Genomic DNA, 15,793 nt, shown 5'->3' with positions numbered 1-15,793 from the left:
ATGCACGGCACGGCACCGGCGCGTTTGCTCGCATCCGTCATGCTGCTCGCGCTGAGCGGATGCCTGCTAGGCCCCAACTACCAGCGCCCGGCGGTCGACGTGCCGGCCACTTATCGTTTCGCCCAGGGCGAGGCCGCGGGCATCGCCAACGCCGTGTGGTGGGAGCAGTTTCAGGACCCGGTGCTCGATCAGCTGATCGCCGCCGCGCTGCAGGACAATCGCGACGTGAAGGTCGCGGCCGCGCGGGTCGACGAGTTTCGCGGGCAGTTCGTGACCACGCGCTCCGGGCTGTTCCCGCAGCTTTCGGCAGGCGCCGACGCGTCGCGTCAACGGGTCTCGCAGGACGAAGGCGTGCCGGTGCCGAAGGGCGTGAGCCCCGTCTACAACCAGTTCGACGCGACGCTGGCGGTGTCCTGGGAACTCGATCTGTTCGGCAAGGTGCGCCGGGAAACCGAGGCGGCACGCGCGAACCTGCTCGCAAGCGAAGAGGGCCGCCGCGCCACGATTCTCACGCTGGTGAGCTCGGTCGCGTCGGCCTACATCAATCTGCGCAGTCTGGACCGGCAGCTAGTGATCGCGAAGGAGACCGTGCAAAGCCGCGCGGAATCGGTGCGCGTGTTCGAGGCGCGCTTCCGCTACGGCGAGGTCTCGCAGATGGAACTCGCGCAAAGCCAGTCGGAGTATCAAGCCGCGCAAGTCACGATTCCGCAGCTCGAAGCGCAGATCGCCCAGCAGGAAGACGCGTTGTCGGTATTGATCGGCAGGAATCCCGGCGCGATACTGCGCGGCCGTGAGCTGTCGCAGATGGGCACGCCGCCGATTCCCGAGGGGCTGCCGTCCGATCTGCTCGAACGCCGTCCCGACCTGCTGGAGGCCGAGCAGACGCTGGTCGCGCAAAACGCGCTGATCGGGGCGGCGCGCGCGCTGTACTTCCCGTCGATTTCGCTGACCGGGCTGTTCGGTTCGGTCAGCGCGCAGTTCTCGAATCTGTTCACCGGCCCGGCGCGTGTGTGGTCGTTTGCCGGCAGCGTCACGCAGCCGATCTTCACGGCGGGCAACATCACCGGCCAGGTGCACCAGGCCGAAGCGCGCCAGCAGGAATCGCTGTACTCGTACGAAAAGGCGATCCAGGTAGCGTTCCAGGAGGTCGAGGACGCGCTCATCTCCGTGCAGAAGACGCATCAGGCACTCGATGCGCAAAACCTCCAGGTCGAGGCGCTGCACACCTATGCGCACCTCGCGCGGCAGCGCTACGAAGGCGGCTATACGAGCTACATCGAAGTGCTCGATGCGGAGCGCAGCCTGTTCAACGCGCAACTGAACTATGCGCAAACTCAAGGCGCGGTGCTGGCCTCGTACGTCACGCTCTACAAGGCGACGGGCGGTGGCTGGGTGGCCGAGGCGGAAAAACTGACGGCGCCGCCGCCCGCGCCGCAAAACTCGCCGGCGATGGCGCCGGTCTCGCAGAACGCGCCCGCGCCGGCTGGAACGTCGGGTGCAGTGGAGGCGAGATGACGGGCAACGAGCTGATTGCGTGCGAAGAGTGCGACCTGCTTCAACTCGGCGCGCCGCCGGCCGCCGGCAATGCGTTGCGCTGCCAGCGTTGCCGCGCGGAGCTCAGGCGCGGACGCTCGAACGGGCCGGAGTATGCGCTCGCATTCTCGTGCGCGTCCGCGGTGCTGCTCGTGATCTCGAACGTGTTTCCGATCGTCGGTCTGTCGCTGAACGGCCATGTCGTGCAGACGACGCTCGCGGGTTCGGTGCGCATGCTGTACAGCCACGGCTCGTGGCCGCTCGCCTTGCTGGTCGGCCTGACGACGATCGTCACGCCGGTGCTGCAAACCGCGGCGATGCTGTGGCTGCTGCTGCCGCTGCGCTTCGGGCGCGTGCCGTGGCGGCCGGCCGAGTGCTTTCGTCTGTTTCAGCTCGCGCGGCCGTGGGGCATGACCGAGGTGCTGATCCTCGGCTTGCTGGTCGCGCTGGTCAAGCTCGCGCATATCGCCAAGGTGGTGCCGGGCACCGCGCTGTGGTCGTTCATCGCGCTGATGCTGCTGCTCGCGGCCGCGGCGGCGACCTTCGATCCGCATGAGGTGTGGGCGCGCATCACGGCAGCGCGTGGCGCGCAGGCGTGGCAGTTGCCGCCGATCCGCGTGCGCCGCAACGCCATCACGGCGTCTGCCTACGGGCTCGTGCTGTGCGAAGAATGCGGCCTGCTGCTCAAGCAGCCCAGCGGCGCGGTCAAGCACGTCTGTCCGCGCTGCAGGGCGCCGTTGCACCAGCGCAAGCCCGCGAGCCTGTCGCGCACGTGGGCGTATCTGGTGGCCGCGATGGTGCTCTACATTCCGGCCAACGTGCTGCCCGTGATGGACACGAGTTCGCTGTTCGGCACGCAGAAGGACACGATCCTGAGCGGCGTGGTGTATCTGTGGGTATCGGGCTCGTGGCCGCTCGCCGTGCTCGTATTCATCGCGAGCATCGTCGTGCCGATGCTGAAGATTCTCGGCATCGGGTATCTCGCGCTGTCGACCCAGCTTCGTTGGCAATGGCTGCCCGGGCAGCGCACGCGGATCTATCGCCTGATCGAGCTGATCGGTCGCTGGTCGATGCTCGACATCTACGTGATCACGATGCTGGTCGCGCTGGTGCAATTCCAGGCGCTGGCGACGATCAAGGCCGGCCCGGCGGCGATCGCGTTCGGCGCGGTCGTCGTGCTGACCTTGCTCGCCGCGATGGCGTTCGATCCGCGCCTGATGTGGGACGCTTTGGAGACCGAACGTGTCCACTCCGACTGAAGAGCCCGAACTGCCCGCCGCGGAGCCGGTGCCGCGCTCGCGCTGGCGGATGCAACTGGTCTGGCTCGTGCCGATCGTGGCGATACTGATCGGCGGTTGGCTGGCGGTGAAGGCGGTGATGGAGCGCGGCGAGCAGATCAGCATCAGCTTCAAGACCGGCGACGGTCTCGAAGCCGGCAAGACGAAGCTCAAGTTCAAGGACGTCGATATCGGCGTGGTCGAAGCGGTCTCGCTGACGCCGGACCACAAGCGCGTGGTGGCCAAGGCCGAGGTGACGCGCGACGTGTCGGACCTGCTCGTCGACAACACGCGCTTCTGGGTCGTGCGTCCGCGCATTTCGGGCGGTACGGTGTCGGGGCTCGGCACGCTGCTGTCGGGCTCGTATATCGACGTCGACGTCGGCAATTCGCCAAAAGCGCGCCGCGGTTTCGTCGGCCTCGAGGAGCCCCCCGTGATCGCGAGCGACGTGCCGGGGCACGAGTACACGTTGCACGGCACGGGACTCGGCTCGCTCGACGTGGGTACGCCCGTGTTTTTCCGCAGAATTCAGGTGGGCCAGGTCGCGTCGTACCAGTTGGACCCCGACGGCCACGGCGTCACGGTGAAGGTCTTCGTCAACGCGCCGTATGACCGCTTCGTCAGAACCGACACGCGCTTCTGGCACGCCAGCGGTGTCGACATGTCGTTCGACAGCAGCGGCTTGCGCGTCGAAACGCAGTCGATCGTGTCGATCATCATCGGCGGGATCGCGTTCGAATCGCCGCCCGATTCACAGGTAGAGACGAGCGCCGATACCAGCACCCGGTTCGAGCTGTACACCACGCGCGCCGACGCGATGAAGATGCACGATCGCATCGTCGTCAAATACGTGGTGAACTTCGCGGATTCGGTGCGCGGTCTGACAGTTGGCGCGCCGGTCGATTTCCGCGGCGTCGAAATCGGCGAAGTGACGGCGATCTACACGCGCTTCGATCCGGACACCCGCCGCTTCAGCAGTCCGGTCGAGATCAATCTCTATCCGGAGCGGTTCACGTCGCGCTATCAGAACGACGGCGCCGGCGGACACCTCACCAACGACCCGCGCGGTCTCGCGAACTATCTGGTCGAGCACGGCTTCCGCTTCCAGTTGAGAACCGGCAATCTGCTGACCGGCCAGCAGTATCTCGCGCTCGACTATTTCCCCGACGCGCCGAAGGCGTCGATCGACTGGAGCAAGACGCCGCCCGAAATGCCCGCGATTCCGCGCACGCTGCAATCGCTGCAGGAATCGGTCACGCGACTGCTCGCCAAGATCAACAACATACCGTTCGAGGATATCGGCAAGGACGCGCGCTCGACGCTGCGCACCACCAACGCGATGCTCGGGCAGCTCAACACGCAGGTCGTGCCGAAAGCGCGCGACACGCTGCTGTCCGCGCAATCGACGCTCGATTCCGCGAATGCCGCGCTGCAGCCCGACTCGTCGCTGCAGCAATCGACGGAGGACGCAATGCGTGAATTGACTCGCACCGCTGCCTCGCTGCGCACGCTGGCCGACTATCTGGCGCAGCATCCGGAATCGCTCGTGCGCGGCAAGTCCGAGGACAAGAAGCCATGACAGATGCGATGCGCCGCTTCGCGGCCGGCCTGATGCTCGCGCTCGCCGGCGCTCTGCTCGGCGCCTGCAAGTCGCCGGCGACGAACTTCTACACGCTGAGCCCCGACGAGTCGTTGAGCAGCACCGGCGCGAGCCGGCCGATCGCGGCGGTGATCGGTCCGGTCACGATACCCGAGATCGTGGACCGGCCGCAGATCGTCACGCGGATCGCTAACAACGAGGTCGCGGTCAACGAATTCGACCGCTGGGCGCAGCCGCTCGGTGGCGACATCGGCCGCGTGATCGCGGCTGATCTCGGCGCGCTGCTGAACTCGCAGCAGATTTCGGTATTCGATGCGGTACGCGATCCGTCCGTCGTCTGGCGCGTGAGGATCGACGTGATGCGCTTCGAGTCCGTGCCGGGGCGCGACGTCACCGTCGACGTGCTGTGGGCCGTGCGGCCGCCCGGCAAGGTCCGCGCCGTCACCGGCCGCTCGGTCGCGCGCGAGAGCGTATCCGGTCCCGGATTCGAGCCGATCATCGCCGCCCACGATCGCGCGCTCGCCTCGGTGAGCCGCGATATCGCCGCAGCGGTGCAGGCGAAACCCGTTCAATGAGACGTCGCGCTGCGTCACGTCGACACGCGCCGCGCCCGAACCCGTGCGCTGCACCGGGTCGCGCGCATAATAAGACCTTGGTCCGATTGCTAGAGCTCTGGGCCAACTCCACGATTCAATCAATGCACGGCGCGTGCCTCGGCACCGATCGTGACGCGCACCTTTCAGGAGTCTTCCGATGGACGCTGAAACGCTGTTGTCACAAAGCCAGGACATTGCCTCGAAAATCACCCACGTGCTGCAGAAGCGCACGCAAATCGCCCAGCGGCATCTGAATGAACGGGTCACCGAAACGCTGGGGCTCGATCACGATGGCGCCCCGACCGCAAGCGCGATGCCCGCGCCATTCGATCCGCTCAGTGCGTGGCAATACACGGTAGATGCCGCGCAGCGCTCGCTGCTGTTCTGGGACACGCTGTACCGGCGCGGCAACGAGTTCGTCGAACGCAGCGTCAGCGGTCCCACGCCGGTGCTGCATTTCGAGTACGACATGGTGCTGGACGGCCGCAAGTTCGAACGGCCGGTCAACTATGCGCTGCTGCAACTTCGTCCGCTCGAAGGCGTGGGCGTGGACGTGCGCAAACGCCCGTATCTGATCATCGATCCGCGCGCGGGGCACGGCCCCGGCATTGGCGGCTTCAAGGACGATTCGCAGGCGGGCATCGCGCTGCGCGCGGGCTATCCCGTCTACTTCGTGGTGTTCTTTCGCGACCCCGAGCCCGGTCAGACCCTGCTCGACGTGTGCAACGCCGAGCAGCTATTCGTGCGCAAGGTGCGCGCGCTGCATCCCGACAGTCCGAAGCCCGCGATCATCGGCAATTGCCAGGGCGGCTGGGCGGCGATGATGCTCGCCAGCTCCGACCCCGAGGAGACCGGCCCGATCGTCATCAACGGTGCGCCGATGTCGTACTGGAGCGCGGCCTGGAGCGAAGGCGAGGGCGACAACCCGATGCGTTACGCGGGCGGCATGCTGGGCGGCGCGTGGCTCGCGTCGTACGCGGCGGATCTTGGCAACGGCAAGTTCGACGGCGCGTATCTGGTGGAGAACTTCGAGAACCTGAATCCCGCCAACACGTTCTGGGACAAGTACTACCACCTGTTCTCGAACGTCGATACCGAGCCGCCACGCTTTCTGGAATTCGAGCGCTGGTGGGGCAGCTACTACCTGATGAATCGCGAGGAGATCGAATGGATCACGCGCAACCTGTTCGTCGGCAACAAGCTGTGGTCGGGCGGAGTGACGAACAGCAGCGGCCAGGCTTTCGATCTGCGTGAAATCCGCTCGCCGATCATCCTGTTCGCGTCGATGGGGGACAACATCACGCCGCCTCAACAGGCGTTCAACTGGGTGGCGGACCTTTACGGCAGCACCGAGGAGATCAAGTCGCGCGGCCAGGTGATCGTCGGTCTGACGCACCAGAACATCGGGCATCTGGGCATTTTCGTGTCCGGGAAAGTCGCGAAGAAGGAGCACAAGCAGATCATGTCCGTGCTCGAGACCATCGAAACCTTCCCGCCGGGACTCTACGGCATGACCATCAACGAGGCCAGGAACGCGGCCGGGGAGATCGAATACGAAGTCGAATTTCATGAGCGGCGGCTCGAGGAGATTTCCGCGCATCTCAACCGCTTCGGCCGCATCGACGAAAAGCCGTTCGAAGCGGTCGCCGCGGTGTCCAATCTGAATCAGCGCATGTATGAACTGCTCGCGCAGCCGTTCGTGCGGGCGATGTCGAACGAAACGAGCGCCCGCCTGCTGCGCCAGTTTCATCCGCTGCGCTGGCAGCGCTGGGCCGTGTCCGCGATGAACCCGTGGCTTGGCTGGCTGCCGGCGGCCGCGCAGTCGGTTCGTGAGAATCGCCAGCGGGCCGCCGCCGATAACCCGTGGAGCAAGCTCGAACACAACGGCTCGCAAATGTTCAGCGCGTCGCTGGACTATTACCGCGCGATGCGCGACGCGGGGACCGAGGCCAGCTTCTTCAGCGTGTACGCGAATCTGTATGCGACGTATCTGAGCAAGCCGGCCGCCGATGGCGTGGCCGCGCAAGCCGGCGCGATCGATCCGCGCGAGCTGCCGTTCGTGCGCACGGCATTGCAGGCGATCGGCGACGGCGGCTACACGGAGGCGCTCGCGCGCGCGGCCTATCTGTTGTCGCGCAAGGGCGGGTCATTGCCGCTCGCGCGCCTGGAGATGCGCAAGGAGATCGCCGAAAGTTACGCGGAGTACCTGCCCGACATCAGCCCCGATCACTGGCGGCGGATCCGGGGTGAGCAGGAAATCATCGTCAGCTTCGAACCGGACGAGTCGATAGCCACGCTGCCGAAGCTGCTTTCCCACAGCGAGGACCGCGAGCGCTTTCTACAACTGCTCGACAAGCTGGCGAGCGACGAGCGCGTGTTGAACACCGCGCCCGACGCCGCGCAAAAGGAGGCGTTCGAACGCATCCGCGCGGTGCTGGGCTCGCGCGAGAGCCGCAAGCGCAACGCACGTTTGCCTGACTCTACTCGCACGTGAGCAACTGGCGCGATGCGCGGCAGGACGCAAGCGTGACGAAACCGTGCGCACCGCGCCCGTGTGCACGGCGCCCGTCAGCATGGCGTGCCACGCGTCACGAATCCAACGCACCGTACACACGAGGAATACGCCGATGGAAAAGCACGCGAAGTATCAGCGTCTGATCGATTTCTGCCGGACGCTGCCGGCGATGCCGACAGCGGTCGCGCATCCGTGCGACCAGAGTTCGCTCAATGGCGCGGTCGAAGCAGCCGGGATGGGACTGATCGCGCCGCTGCTGGTCGGGCCGCGCGCGCGCATCGAAGCGACTGCCGCCGAACACGGCATCGACATTTCGAACTTCACGATCGTCGATGCGCCGCATAGCCATGCCGCCGCGGCGGCAGCCGTGCAACTGGTGCGCGAAGGCAAGGCGGAGGCCCTGATGAAAGGCAGCCTGCATACGGACGAGCTGATGGCCGAGGTGATTCGCCGTGACACCGGCCTGCGCACCGAGCGGCGCATCAGCCATTGCTTCGTGATGGACGTGCCCGGGTACGAGAACGCGCTGATCATCACCGACGCCGCGATCAACATCTTGCCGACGCTCGAAGAGAAGGTCGACATCCTGCAGAACGCGATCGATCTCGGGCACGCGCTGAAACTTGACGAGGTCCGCGTGGCGATCCTGTCCGCGACCGAGAGCGTCAATCCGAAAATTCCATCGACGGTGGAAGCGGCGGCGCTGTGCAAGATGGTGGACCGCGGGCAGATCACCGGCGGGCTCGTCGACGGTCCGCTCGCACTCGACAACGCGATCAGCATTGAAGCCATGCGCATCAAGCAGATCGAGTCGCGGGTGGCCGGTCGCGCCAATGTATTGATGGTGCCGGACCTCGAAGCGGGCAACATGCTCGCGAAAAGCCTGTCGTTTCTCGCCGGCGCGGACGCGGCGGGCATCGTGCTCGGCGCGCGCGTGCCGATCATTCTGACGAGCCGCGCGGATTCTCTGTCGACGCGTCTCGCGTCGTGCGCGGTCGCCGCGTTGGTGGCCAAGGCACGGCGCGAGGCCGGCAAGGTGGTCGGGTGACGTCATGGCGGATGTGATCCTCGTATTGAACGCAGGTTCGTCGAGCCTCAAGTTCAGCGCCTTCGACGCGCAACAAGCGCAACTCGAGCTCATTTTGCGCGGTCAGATCGAAGCGCTCTACACGAGCCCGCGTTTTCGCGTGACGGATCGCGACGGTAATGCCAGCTCGCACGAATGGGGCGATGGCCATCGGCTCGGCCATCAGGGAGCGATCGAATATCTGGGCGGTTTTTTGCGCGACCACGGCGGCGGCAATCAACTGAAGGCGGTCGGGCATCGCGTCGTGCACGGCGGGCAGCGCTTTGCCGGCCCCGTCCTCGCGACTTCCGAGGTGATGGACCAGCTCGACAGCCTGAGCCCGCTCGCGCCGCTGCATCAGCCGCATAACCTGACCCCGATCCGCATCCTCGCGCAGCTGCGTCCCGACCTTCCACAGGTCGCGTGCTTCGACACCACGTTTCATCGCACGCAGACCGAGACCGCGCAGGCCTATGCGCTGCCCCCCTCGATTACCGACCACGGCGTGCGGCGCTACGGTTTTCACGGGCTCTCGTACGAATACATCGCGAGCGTGCTGCCGGAGATCGCACCGGCCGCGGCGGCGGGGCGCACCGTCGTCGCGCATCTGGGCAACGGCGCGAGCATGTGCGCGATGGTCGCGGGCAAGAGCGTGGCGAGCACGATGGGCTTCACGGCGGTGGAAGGCCTGCCGATGGGCACGCGTTGCGGCAGCCTCGACCCCGGCGTGATGCTCTATCTGCTCGACGAGCTGAAGATGGATACGCAGTCGATCGCGGACCTCATTTACAAGGGCTCGGGGCTGCTCGGCATGTCGGGCATCTCGGGCGACATGCGCGTGCTGCTCGACAGCGACGACCCGCGTGCCCGCTTTGCGATCGACGTCTACACCTACCGCATCGGGCGCGAACTCGGCAGTCTCGCCGCGGCGATGCAAGGTCTCGACGCACTGGTGCTGACGGCCGGCATCGGCGAGCACGCCGTCGCGATTCGCGAGCGCATCGTGCGCGATGCCGCGTGGCTCGGCGCCGAACTCGACGAAGCGGCCAATCGGGCGGGCGGCCCGCTGATCACCCGCGCCTCGAGCAGGCTGCCGGTCTGGGTCGTGCCCACCAACGAGGAACTGATGATCGCCCGCCATACGCGCGCTGTCGCCCCATAGAGGAGTTTCACCATGTCTGTCGAGCAACCGAGTTTGATTCTGCGAGGAGCGAAGGCCCTCGTGACCGGCGTCGCCAATGAGCATTCGATTGCATACGGATGCGCGAAGGCGTTTCACGACCTCGGCGCGAGCGTTGCGCTCACCTATGCGAACGACAAGGCGGTTCCTTATGTGGAACCGATAGCCAAAGCACTCGACGCCGAGATCTTCATGCCGCTCGACGTAACGGGCGAGGACGAAATGGAGGCCGTGTTCGACCGGATCGAGAAGACATGGGGAAGCCTCGATATTCTCGTTCACGCCGTTGCATGGGCGCCGAAAGCGGATCTGCAGGGCGGCTTGCTGCAATCGTCGCGCGAGGGCTTCCTGAGCGCGATGGACATCTCCTGCCATTCGTTCGTGCGGATGGCGCGCCTTGCCGCGCCGCTAATGAAAGACGGCGGCACCATGCTGACGATGAGCTACTACGGCGCGAACAAGGTCGTGCCGAACTACAACCTGATGGGCCCCGTCAAGGCGGCGCTCGAAGCCTGCGCGCGCTATCTGGCGTTCGAGCTGGGACCGAAGGGCATCCGCGTGCACGCGATTTCTCCCGGGCCGCTGCAGACCCGCGCCGCTTCGGGCCTGAAGGATTTCGAGCTGCTGCTCAACGAAGCGGTGCAGCGCGCGCCGCTCGGCGAACTCGTCGACATCATGGATGTCGGCTATACCTGTGCGTTTCTGGCCACGCCGTATGCCCGGCGGGTGTCCGGTTCCACCTTGTATATCGACGGCGGATTGAACATCGTCGCATAGGGTCTTGAGGAGTAAGCATCATGGCTGAACTGTTTCTTGGAAACGTCGAGGAAAGCGTCTCCGACGAAGAGATCGGCGAGTTCCTGATTCGCTACGGGTTCCCGCGCTTCAGCTCGATCCAGCGGGTGCACGGCACGGGCTCGCGGCCAGGCGCGGTGGTCGTCTTCGACGACGTGTCCGCGGACGGGCTGCGCATACTGCAAAGCCGCGTCCATAACCTGTTCTGGAAGAACCACACGATCGTCGCGCAGCTGCTGCCGGAGCGCGACGAATCGTGACGGGCGACGGGAGCCGGGCATGGGTTTGCTGTCGCGGTGGCTGACCAGGCGCAACGCTTCCGAAGAGAGCGACGATCAGCAGACGAAGGAAATCGTCGAGCGGATCGTCGGGCTCTGTCCGTCGTTGCGGCTCGCGCGCAATTATGCGTCGCGCCTGCGGCCCGCCGTGCAACACACGACCGCCTATCTGCTCCGGCTCGCCGATGAAGTGCCGCCGACGCGCGAAGCGAACGCGGCGGCGTGGGCGACAGACCCGTATATCCACGCCTTTTTCGCCACACCCGACGACGTCTGCCCGGTCTTCAACCGCTCACACGAGCTGAACACGTTCTTCAGCGACCATCCCGCTGCCGATCAGGTATTCGCGGTGCTCGGCATGGCCATGGACGAGCGGCGTATTTTCGGCGTCGGGCAACACGGCGAAACGACGCAAACCGATCTCGCGCAGACGACCATCAACTTCAGCGATCACCAGGTGCGCGTGTGCGAAGAATCCGAAGCCGCGTTGCGGCGCCAGATCGTGTTGCGGATCGTCGATCAGCTCGTGCTCGAAGCGCTCGGCAAGATCGAGGCCGACACCTCGCGGCAGGACGAATTGCAACGCGAAAGGGCGCTGCTGAAAACGCGCCTGACGATTCTCGAACGGCAAGGGGCGGGCGTGCGCTCGCTGCTTGGTAGCGACGCGACGTCGAATTACGCGGAAGTGGCGAAGCTGCAGGCGCAGATCGAAGAGAACGATCAGGCTCTGGCGCAGTTGGGCCTGAAGACAGAGGCGCTGGAGCGGCATCTCGACGTGATGTGCGGTGTACTGGAGGCGCCGGATGCGCATTTCTACGTGCGCAAAAGCATCTACCGGCTCGACCGGATGAACGTCGTCCTGGGAGAGGGAGATACGCGGCCCGCGCACGAAATCGAGTTTCGCCTTGCGCGTCTGCCGGCGAGTCCCAATGCGATACGGGTTTTCTCGACGGTGCGTTTTCGACGCGCGGACTTTACGCCGCCCCTCAGCGGCCTCGCGCAAGCGCACCGCCTGATCTGACGCGAGCCATGCTCGCTATTTGCCGGCGACCGGCTCCACGGAGATGGCCACGGCCTCGGTATAGACCGCTTGGATCTGGTCGCCTTTTTTGATCCGCTTGAGCTGTTCGGGATCCTGCACGATCAGATCCACCGTATTGCCTTGCGGGCCTTTCAGCGTGACCGCGCCGCTCTGGTGATTGACCGCGATGACGTTAGCCATGATCGTGACTTCGCGCGAGGCCGAGCCGCCGGGTTTCGCGCCCGCCGGTGTGCGTTCGAGCGTCTGCGTTTCGTTGGCGGTCAGCGGCGCGTTGCCTTTTTTCAGCATGATGGTCAGAGCCTGCGAATACTCGGCCTTGACCACGTCGCCGACCTTGATCTGATCGAAGTTGCGCGCTTCCTCGCCGACCACGACCTGCACGACCTTGCCCTTCGGGTCCTTGAGCAAGACGGTGCGCGTTGCCGGCTCGATGCCGACGACCGTCGCGGTCGTTTTGACCGTGCCCGACACGGTGACTTTGCCGGGCTCGCTCTTGACCGTGACGGGTGCCTCCGTCTGAGCGAACCCCGTATTCGCGAGACACACGAGCGCCGCCGCGATGATCAGTTTGTGGTTAATCATTCTGCTCTCCTTGCGCGATCAATTGACCGTGTAACCCCGCCCCGACATGCAGGCGGCGAAAGCGCGATTGAACGTGTCCATCGAGCCCTGCGTTTGCGACTGCGATTGTGCCGCGGCCGCGCGCCGGTTCTGCCGCGCGCGCGACCCGCCGACCATCGTGCCGGTCGCCGCGCCGATCGCCGCGCCCTTGCCGGCGTCGCCCGCAATCGCGCCGATGATCGCGCCGCCGGCCGCGCCGCGCGCGGCGCCCTGCACGCGCTCGCCGCCTCCCACCGCGGGGCCGGAAGGCGGGGGCGGGGCATTGGCGACCATGGTCGGGTCGATGCCGGTATTGCTCTTCGCCCACGAATAGCAGGCGCCTTCGTCCTGCTGCTGTTGCTGCGGGCTTTGCCCTCTGGCCGGATAGGCAATCGGCCTCGATTGCGCCAGGCCTTCCAGCGATAGCGACGCGCTCAACGCGGCGATCACGGCATATTTCGTAGACTTGTTCACGACAGCTCCTTGCGTGGGCACACGCGGGTGCGAGTCGCCGGCTTCCTGTTTGCTCAGGCGTGAGGGCGCAACCGGCACCCGTGAATGGGAATTCTGGTGGGACCGGTTGCCGCGCGGTGGATGCGCAGCAATGGCAGGTTCGCTTTCATCATGGTGTCGCGGGCCTGTCGCGCGCAATCGGACCAAGGTCGTATTTGCAATTTCGTCCATGGTTTCCAAACTGTATTCATGCGACAGGTGCAGGTCGTTTTCATTGCTTCGGACAACTGTCTGTCAAAGATCATGGCCATGCCGCCCGGGGCCGCTGACGAAGCGCAAGGGGAAGCATCGATGGACCGCGATTCGCGTGCTCGTACACGCATCATCCCGATTGCAACGGCGCTCGACAGGCGCAGGCGCATGCCGGCGCTCGACGACGAGGCGAAGCGCGCGCGACGCATCAGCCATGTACTGGGCGCCGCGCTTCTGGCGTGCTGCGGCGCGTTCTCCACTGCGGTGTCGCTGGCGCAGGCGCCGGCCGCGAACGCTCCGGCGAACTCGGCCCCGAACGCACCCGTTTCCGCGGCGACGCTCGACAAGCTCGTCGGACCGATCGCGCTATATCCGGACGACCTGATCGCGATCATTCTTCCTGCCTCCACCTATCCCGTCGAAATCGTGCAGGCCGATCGCTTTCTCGACCAGTACAAAAACGATAAGTCGCTCAAGCTCAACGACGCGTGGCACGATCCGGTGAAGGCGCTGCTGAATTACCCCAGCATCGTCAAGAACATGAGCACCGATCTCGACTGGACGATCAATCTCGGCGAGGCCGTCGTTGCCGATCAGGGCTCGGTGCTCGAAGCGATTCAGCGCTTCCGGCGGCAAACGCAGTCGGCGGGGCATCTGAAATCCGACGACAAGCAGGTCGTGGTCGTCGAGAAGGAAGTGATCAAGATCCAGCCGGCCGATCCGCAGGTGATCTACGTGCCGCAGTACAACCCGCAGACCATCGTGGTGGCCAGTGCGCCCGTGACCTACGCCTACGCGCCCACGCCCTATCCGGCCTACTACTATCCGTACGCGCCCGGCGCCGCGCTCGCGACGGGGCTGATCTGGGGCGCGGCGATTACCGCCGCCTGGAACGGCGGGCACTATGAAACGCATTACGGAGGCGGCGGCAACAACAACATCAACATCAACCGCGAAAGAAACGTCGAACGCGGCGATAGAACCGTCGAGCGGGGCGATAGAAACGTCGAGCGCGGCAATATCAACACGGGCGACATCAACCGCGGCGGTGGTCGCGGGCAGGGAGGGGGCACCTCCGCGTGGACCTCGGACAAGAAGCCGGGCCAGGTCAGCGGTATCTCGGATCGCTCGGCGCGCACGCAACGGGTCGGCGATCCGCCGTCGCGCGGCGGCGGCGCGGGTGCAGGTGCAGGTGCAGGTGCGGGCGCGGGCGGTGGGTTGGCGGGCGGCAACCGCGGCGGCGCGGGCGGCGGCGCAAACTATGCAGGTGGCGGCGCGGGTGGCGGCGCCGGCGCAAACTTCGCGGGCGGCGGTGCTGGCGCGCAAGGGCGGCCGCAGCCGTCCCAGCGTCCGACGGCGTCGGCGGGCACACGCGAGGTGAGTCAGCGCGCGTCGCCTGGGGGCGGCGGCGATGCGTTCAGCGGCTACGGCTCGGCGCGCGACGCGCAAGCCAACAGCGCGCGCGGCGCGGCGAGCCGTCAATCGACGCGTGGCGGCGGAAATTCCGGTGGCGGTGGGTTCTCCGGCGGTGGCGGCCGTGGCGGTGGCGGTGGTGGATTCTCGCCGCGGCCCAGCGGTGGCGGTGGCGGCCGCGGCGGCGGACGGCGATAAGGAGCAGCCATGAGCGGACAAAGCATCACCGGAAAGCGCCCACGCGACGATTCGCGGCGACGTGTGGCCACATCGCGCCGGCTGTGCGCGATGGTGCTCGCGCTGTCGATTCCGTTGGCCGCGCTCGCCGCGGGGCAGCGCACTTTCGCCACCCCGGAAGACGCGGTCGCCGCGCTGTCCAGCGCACTGAAGACCGACGACGAAGCGTCGCTCGTCGCGATCTTCGGCGAAGCGCACAAGAGCCTCGTGGTATCGCCGGATCAGGCGGAGAACGAGGCGAACTGGGCCAAGGCGAGCAAGGAGCTCGAGGCCTATCACGTGCTCGACGACAGGGGACCGAACCGGCGGATTCTGCTGGTCGGCGACGAGGCGTGGCCGATGCCGATACCGATCGTCAAAGAGGACGGCACCTGGCGCTTCGCCACCGAGCAGGGCGAAGAAGAACTGATCAATCGACGGATCGGCGCCAACGAACTCGAAGCGATCAAGGTGCTGCACGCTTATATCGACGCGCAGCGTCAATACGCGTCGCGCGACCGCAACCACGACGGCCTGCTCGAATACGCGCAGAAGCTGGCCAGCACACCCGGCAAGCAGGACGGTCTCTACTGGCCCACCGACGAAAACAGCGACGAAGAAGAGAGTCCGTTCGGCCCGCTCGTCGCCGCGAGTTCCGAATATCTGAAAGGCCACGCGGCGGGCGATCCTTACCGGGGCTACCATTTCCACATCCTGACGCGGCAGGGCAAGAACGCGCCGGGCGGCGCGTTCAGCTACGTGATCAACGGCCACATGATCGCGGGTTTCGCGATGGTCGCTTACCCGGCGCGGTACGGCACGAGCGGCGTGATGACCTTCGTGGTCAGCAACAACGGCGTCATCTACCAGAAGGACCGTGGCGCGCACGCGCCGCCTGTGACCGAGTTCGATCCGGATCACACGTGGCAGCGCGTCAAGGATTCGCTCTGAGCCGCTCCGGGTTGGCTGAGGCGAAG

General features: G+C 65.8%; 14 protein-coding genes. 12 read left to right on the top strand and 2 right to left on the bottom strand.

The window, feature by feature from the left end:
* From OKW37_RS35065 to OKW37_RS35020, 10 genes are all read left to right on the top strand, one after another.
* Positions 1-1,515, top strand: coding sequence for an efflux transporter outer membrane subunit (locus tag OKW37_RS35065; RefSeq protein WP_184061874.1), 1,515 nt, complete (start codon positions 1-3; stop codon positions 1,513-1,515).
* Positions 1,512-2,792, top strand: a complete 1,281-nt coding sequence (locus OKW37_RS35060) for a paraquat-inducible protein A (protein ID WP_429403672.1) — start codon at positions 1,512-1,514, stop codon at positions 2,790-2,792. The genes OKW37_RS35065 and OKW37_RS35060 overlap by 4 nt, the downstream gene beginning before the upstream one ends.
* Positions 2,776-4,389: an intermembrane transport protein PqiB gene (locus tag OKW37_RS35055; protein ID WP_429403671.1), complete on the top strand. Its 1,614-nt coding sequence runs from the start codon at positions 2,776-2,778 to the stop codon at positions 4,387-4,389. The genes OKW37_RS35060 and OKW37_RS35055 overlap by 17 nt, the downstream gene beginning before the upstream one ends.
* Positions 4,386-4,985, top strand: a complete 600-nt coding sequence (locus OKW37_RS35050; protein WP_184061871.1) for a PqiC family protein — start codon at positions 4,386-4,388, stop codon at positions 4,983-4,985. Before OKW37_RS35055 ends, OKW37_RS35050 begins: the two co-directional genes overlap by 4 nt.
* Before the next feature lie 178 nt (positions 4,986-5,163).
* Positions 5,164-7,500 carry a DUF3141 domain-containing protein gene (locus OKW37_RS35045; RefSeq protein ID WP_429403670.1) on the top strand — a complete coding sequence of 779 codons (2,337 nt, stop codon included), beginning with the start codon at positions 5,164-5,166 and terminating at the stop codon, positions 7,498-7,500.
* Positions 7,501-7,579: 79 nt separating this feature from the next.
* Positions 7,580-8,569 (top strand): phosphate acetyltransferase, encoded by a 990-nt coding sequence (locus OKW37_RS35040; protein WP_429404373.1) that lies wholly within the window; start codon positions 7,580-7,582, stop codon positions 8,567-8,569.
* Positions 8,570-8,573: 4 nt separating this feature from the next.
* On the top strand, positions 8,574-9,749 hold the full coding sequence (locus tag OKW37_RS35035; RefSeq protein WP_429403669.1) for an acetate/propionate family kinase: 1,176 nt from the start codon (positions 8,574-8,576) through the stop codon (positions 9,747-9,749).
* A gap of 12 nt (positions 9,750-9,761) precedes the next feature.
* Complete coding sequence (gene fabI, locus OKW37_RS35030) at positions 9,762-10,544, top strand: enoyl-ACP reductase FabI (RefSeq protein ID WP_429403668.1); 783 nt, start codon at positions 9,762-9,764, stop codon at positions 10,542-10,544.
* 20 nt (positions 10,545-10,564) lie between these two features.
* Complete coding sequence (locus tag OKW37_RS35025) at positions 10,565-10,822, top strand: RNA-binding protein (protein WP_184061866.1); 258 nt, start codon at positions 10,565-10,567, stop codon at positions 10,820-10,822.
* 19 nt (positions 10,823-10,841) lie between these two features.
* On the top strand, positions 10,842-11,861 hold the full coding sequence (locus OKW37_RS35020) for a hypothetical protein (protein WP_429352432.1): 1,020 nt from the start codon (positions 10,842-10,844) through the stop codon (positions 11,859-11,861).
* A gap of 15 nt (positions 11,862-11,876) precedes the next feature.
* Here the strand turns inward: OKW37_RS35020 and OKW37_RS35015 are convergent, their stop codons facing one another.
* Positions 11,877-12,464, bottom strand: coding sequence for a hypothetical protein (locus OKW37_RS35015; protein WP_184061864.1), 588 nt, complete (start codon positions 12,462-12,464; stop codon positions 11,877-11,879).
* An 18-nt stretch (positions 12,465-12,482) separates the two neighbouring features.
* On the bottom strand, positions 12,483-12,956 hold the full coding sequence (locus OKW37_RS35010) for a glycine zipper family protein (protein ID WP_018424548.1): 474 nt from the start codon (positions 12,954-12,956) through the stop codon (positions 12,483-12,485).
* Positions 12,957-13,286: 330 nt separating this feature from the next.
* Between OKW37_RS35010 and OKW37_RS35005 the strand changes: the two genes are divergently transcribed.
* Both OKW37_RS35005 and OKW37_RS35000 read left to right on the top strand, forming a co-directional pair.
* Positions 13,287-14,798: a DUF3300 domain-containing protein gene (locus tag OKW37_RS35005; RefSeq protein ID WP_429510051.1), complete on the top strand. Its 1,512-nt coding sequence runs from the start codon at positions 13,287-13,289 to the stop codon at positions 14,796-14,798.
* Between the two features lie 9 nt (positions 14,799-14,807).
* Positions 14,808-15,767 (top strand): DUF2950 domain-containing protein, encoded by a 960-nt coding sequence (locus tag OKW37_RS35000; protein WP_429403666.1) that lies wholly within the window; start codon positions 14,808-14,810, stop codon positions 15,765-15,767.
* The last annotated feature ends 26 nt before the right edge of the window (positions 15,768-15,793 follow it).

Origin of the sequence: Paraburkholderia sp. MM5482-R2 (assembly GCF_050436125.1) — a bacterium.
GTDB classification, from domain to species: domain Bacteria; phylum Pseudomonadota; class Gammaproteobacteria; order Burkholderiales; family Burkholderiaceae; genus Paraburkholderia; species Paraburkholderia tuberum.
The sequence above is the reverse complement of the archived record's forward strand: the minus strand, read 5'-3'. Positions and strand labels throughout refer to the sequence as shown.

Bases quoted from the DNA above. Each gene is read 5' to 3' on its own strand.
- OKW37_RS35025 (WP_184061866.1), top strand. From the start codon at position 10,565: ATGGCTGAACTGTTTCTTGGAAACGTCGAGGAAAGCGTCTCCGACGAA.
- OKW37_RS35060 (WP_429403672.1), top strand. From the start codon at position 1,512: ATGACGGGCAACGAGCTGATTGCGTGCGAAGAGTGCGACCTGCTTCAA.
- OKW37_RS35005 (WP_429510051.1), top strand. From the start codon at position 13,287: ATGGACCGCGATTCGCGTGCTCGTACACGCATCATCCCGATTGCAACG.
- OKW37_RS35050 (WP_184061871.1), top strand. From the start codon at position 4,386: ATGACAGATGCGATGCGCCGCTTCGCGGCCGGCCTGATGCTCGCGCTC.
- OKW37_RS35065 (WP_184061874.1), top strand. From the start codon at position 1: ATGCACGGCACGGCACCGGCGCGTTTGCTCGCATCCGTCATGCTGCTC.
- fabI (WP_429403668.1), top strand. From the start codon at position 9,762: ATGTCTGTCGAGCAACCGAGTTTGATTCTGCGAGGAGCGAAGGCCCTC.
- OKW37_RS35000 (WP_429403666.1), top strand. From the start codon at position 14,808: ATGAGCGGACAAAGCATCACCGGAAAGCGCCCACGCGACGATTCGCGG.
- OKW37_RS35045 (WP_429403670.1), top strand. From the start codon at position 5,164: ATGGACGCTGAAACGCTGTTGTCACAAAGCCAGGACATTGCCTCGAAA.
- OKW37_RS35035 (WP_429403669.1), top strand. From the start codon at position 8,574: ATGGCGGATGTGATCCTCGTATTGAACGCAGGTTCGTCGAGCCTCAAG.
- OKW37_RS35015 (WP_184061864.1), bottom strand. From the start codon at position 12,464: ATGATTAACCACAAACTGATCATCGCGGCGGCGCTCGTGTGTCTCGCG.
- OKW37_RS35040 (WP_429404373.1), top strand. From the start codon at position 7,580: ATGGCGTGCCACGCGTCACGAATCCAACGCACCGTACACACGAGGAAT.
- OKW37_RS35020 (WP_429352432.1), top strand. From the start codon at position 10,842: ATGGGTTTGCTGTCGCGGTGGCTGACCAGGCGCAACGCTTCCGAAGAG.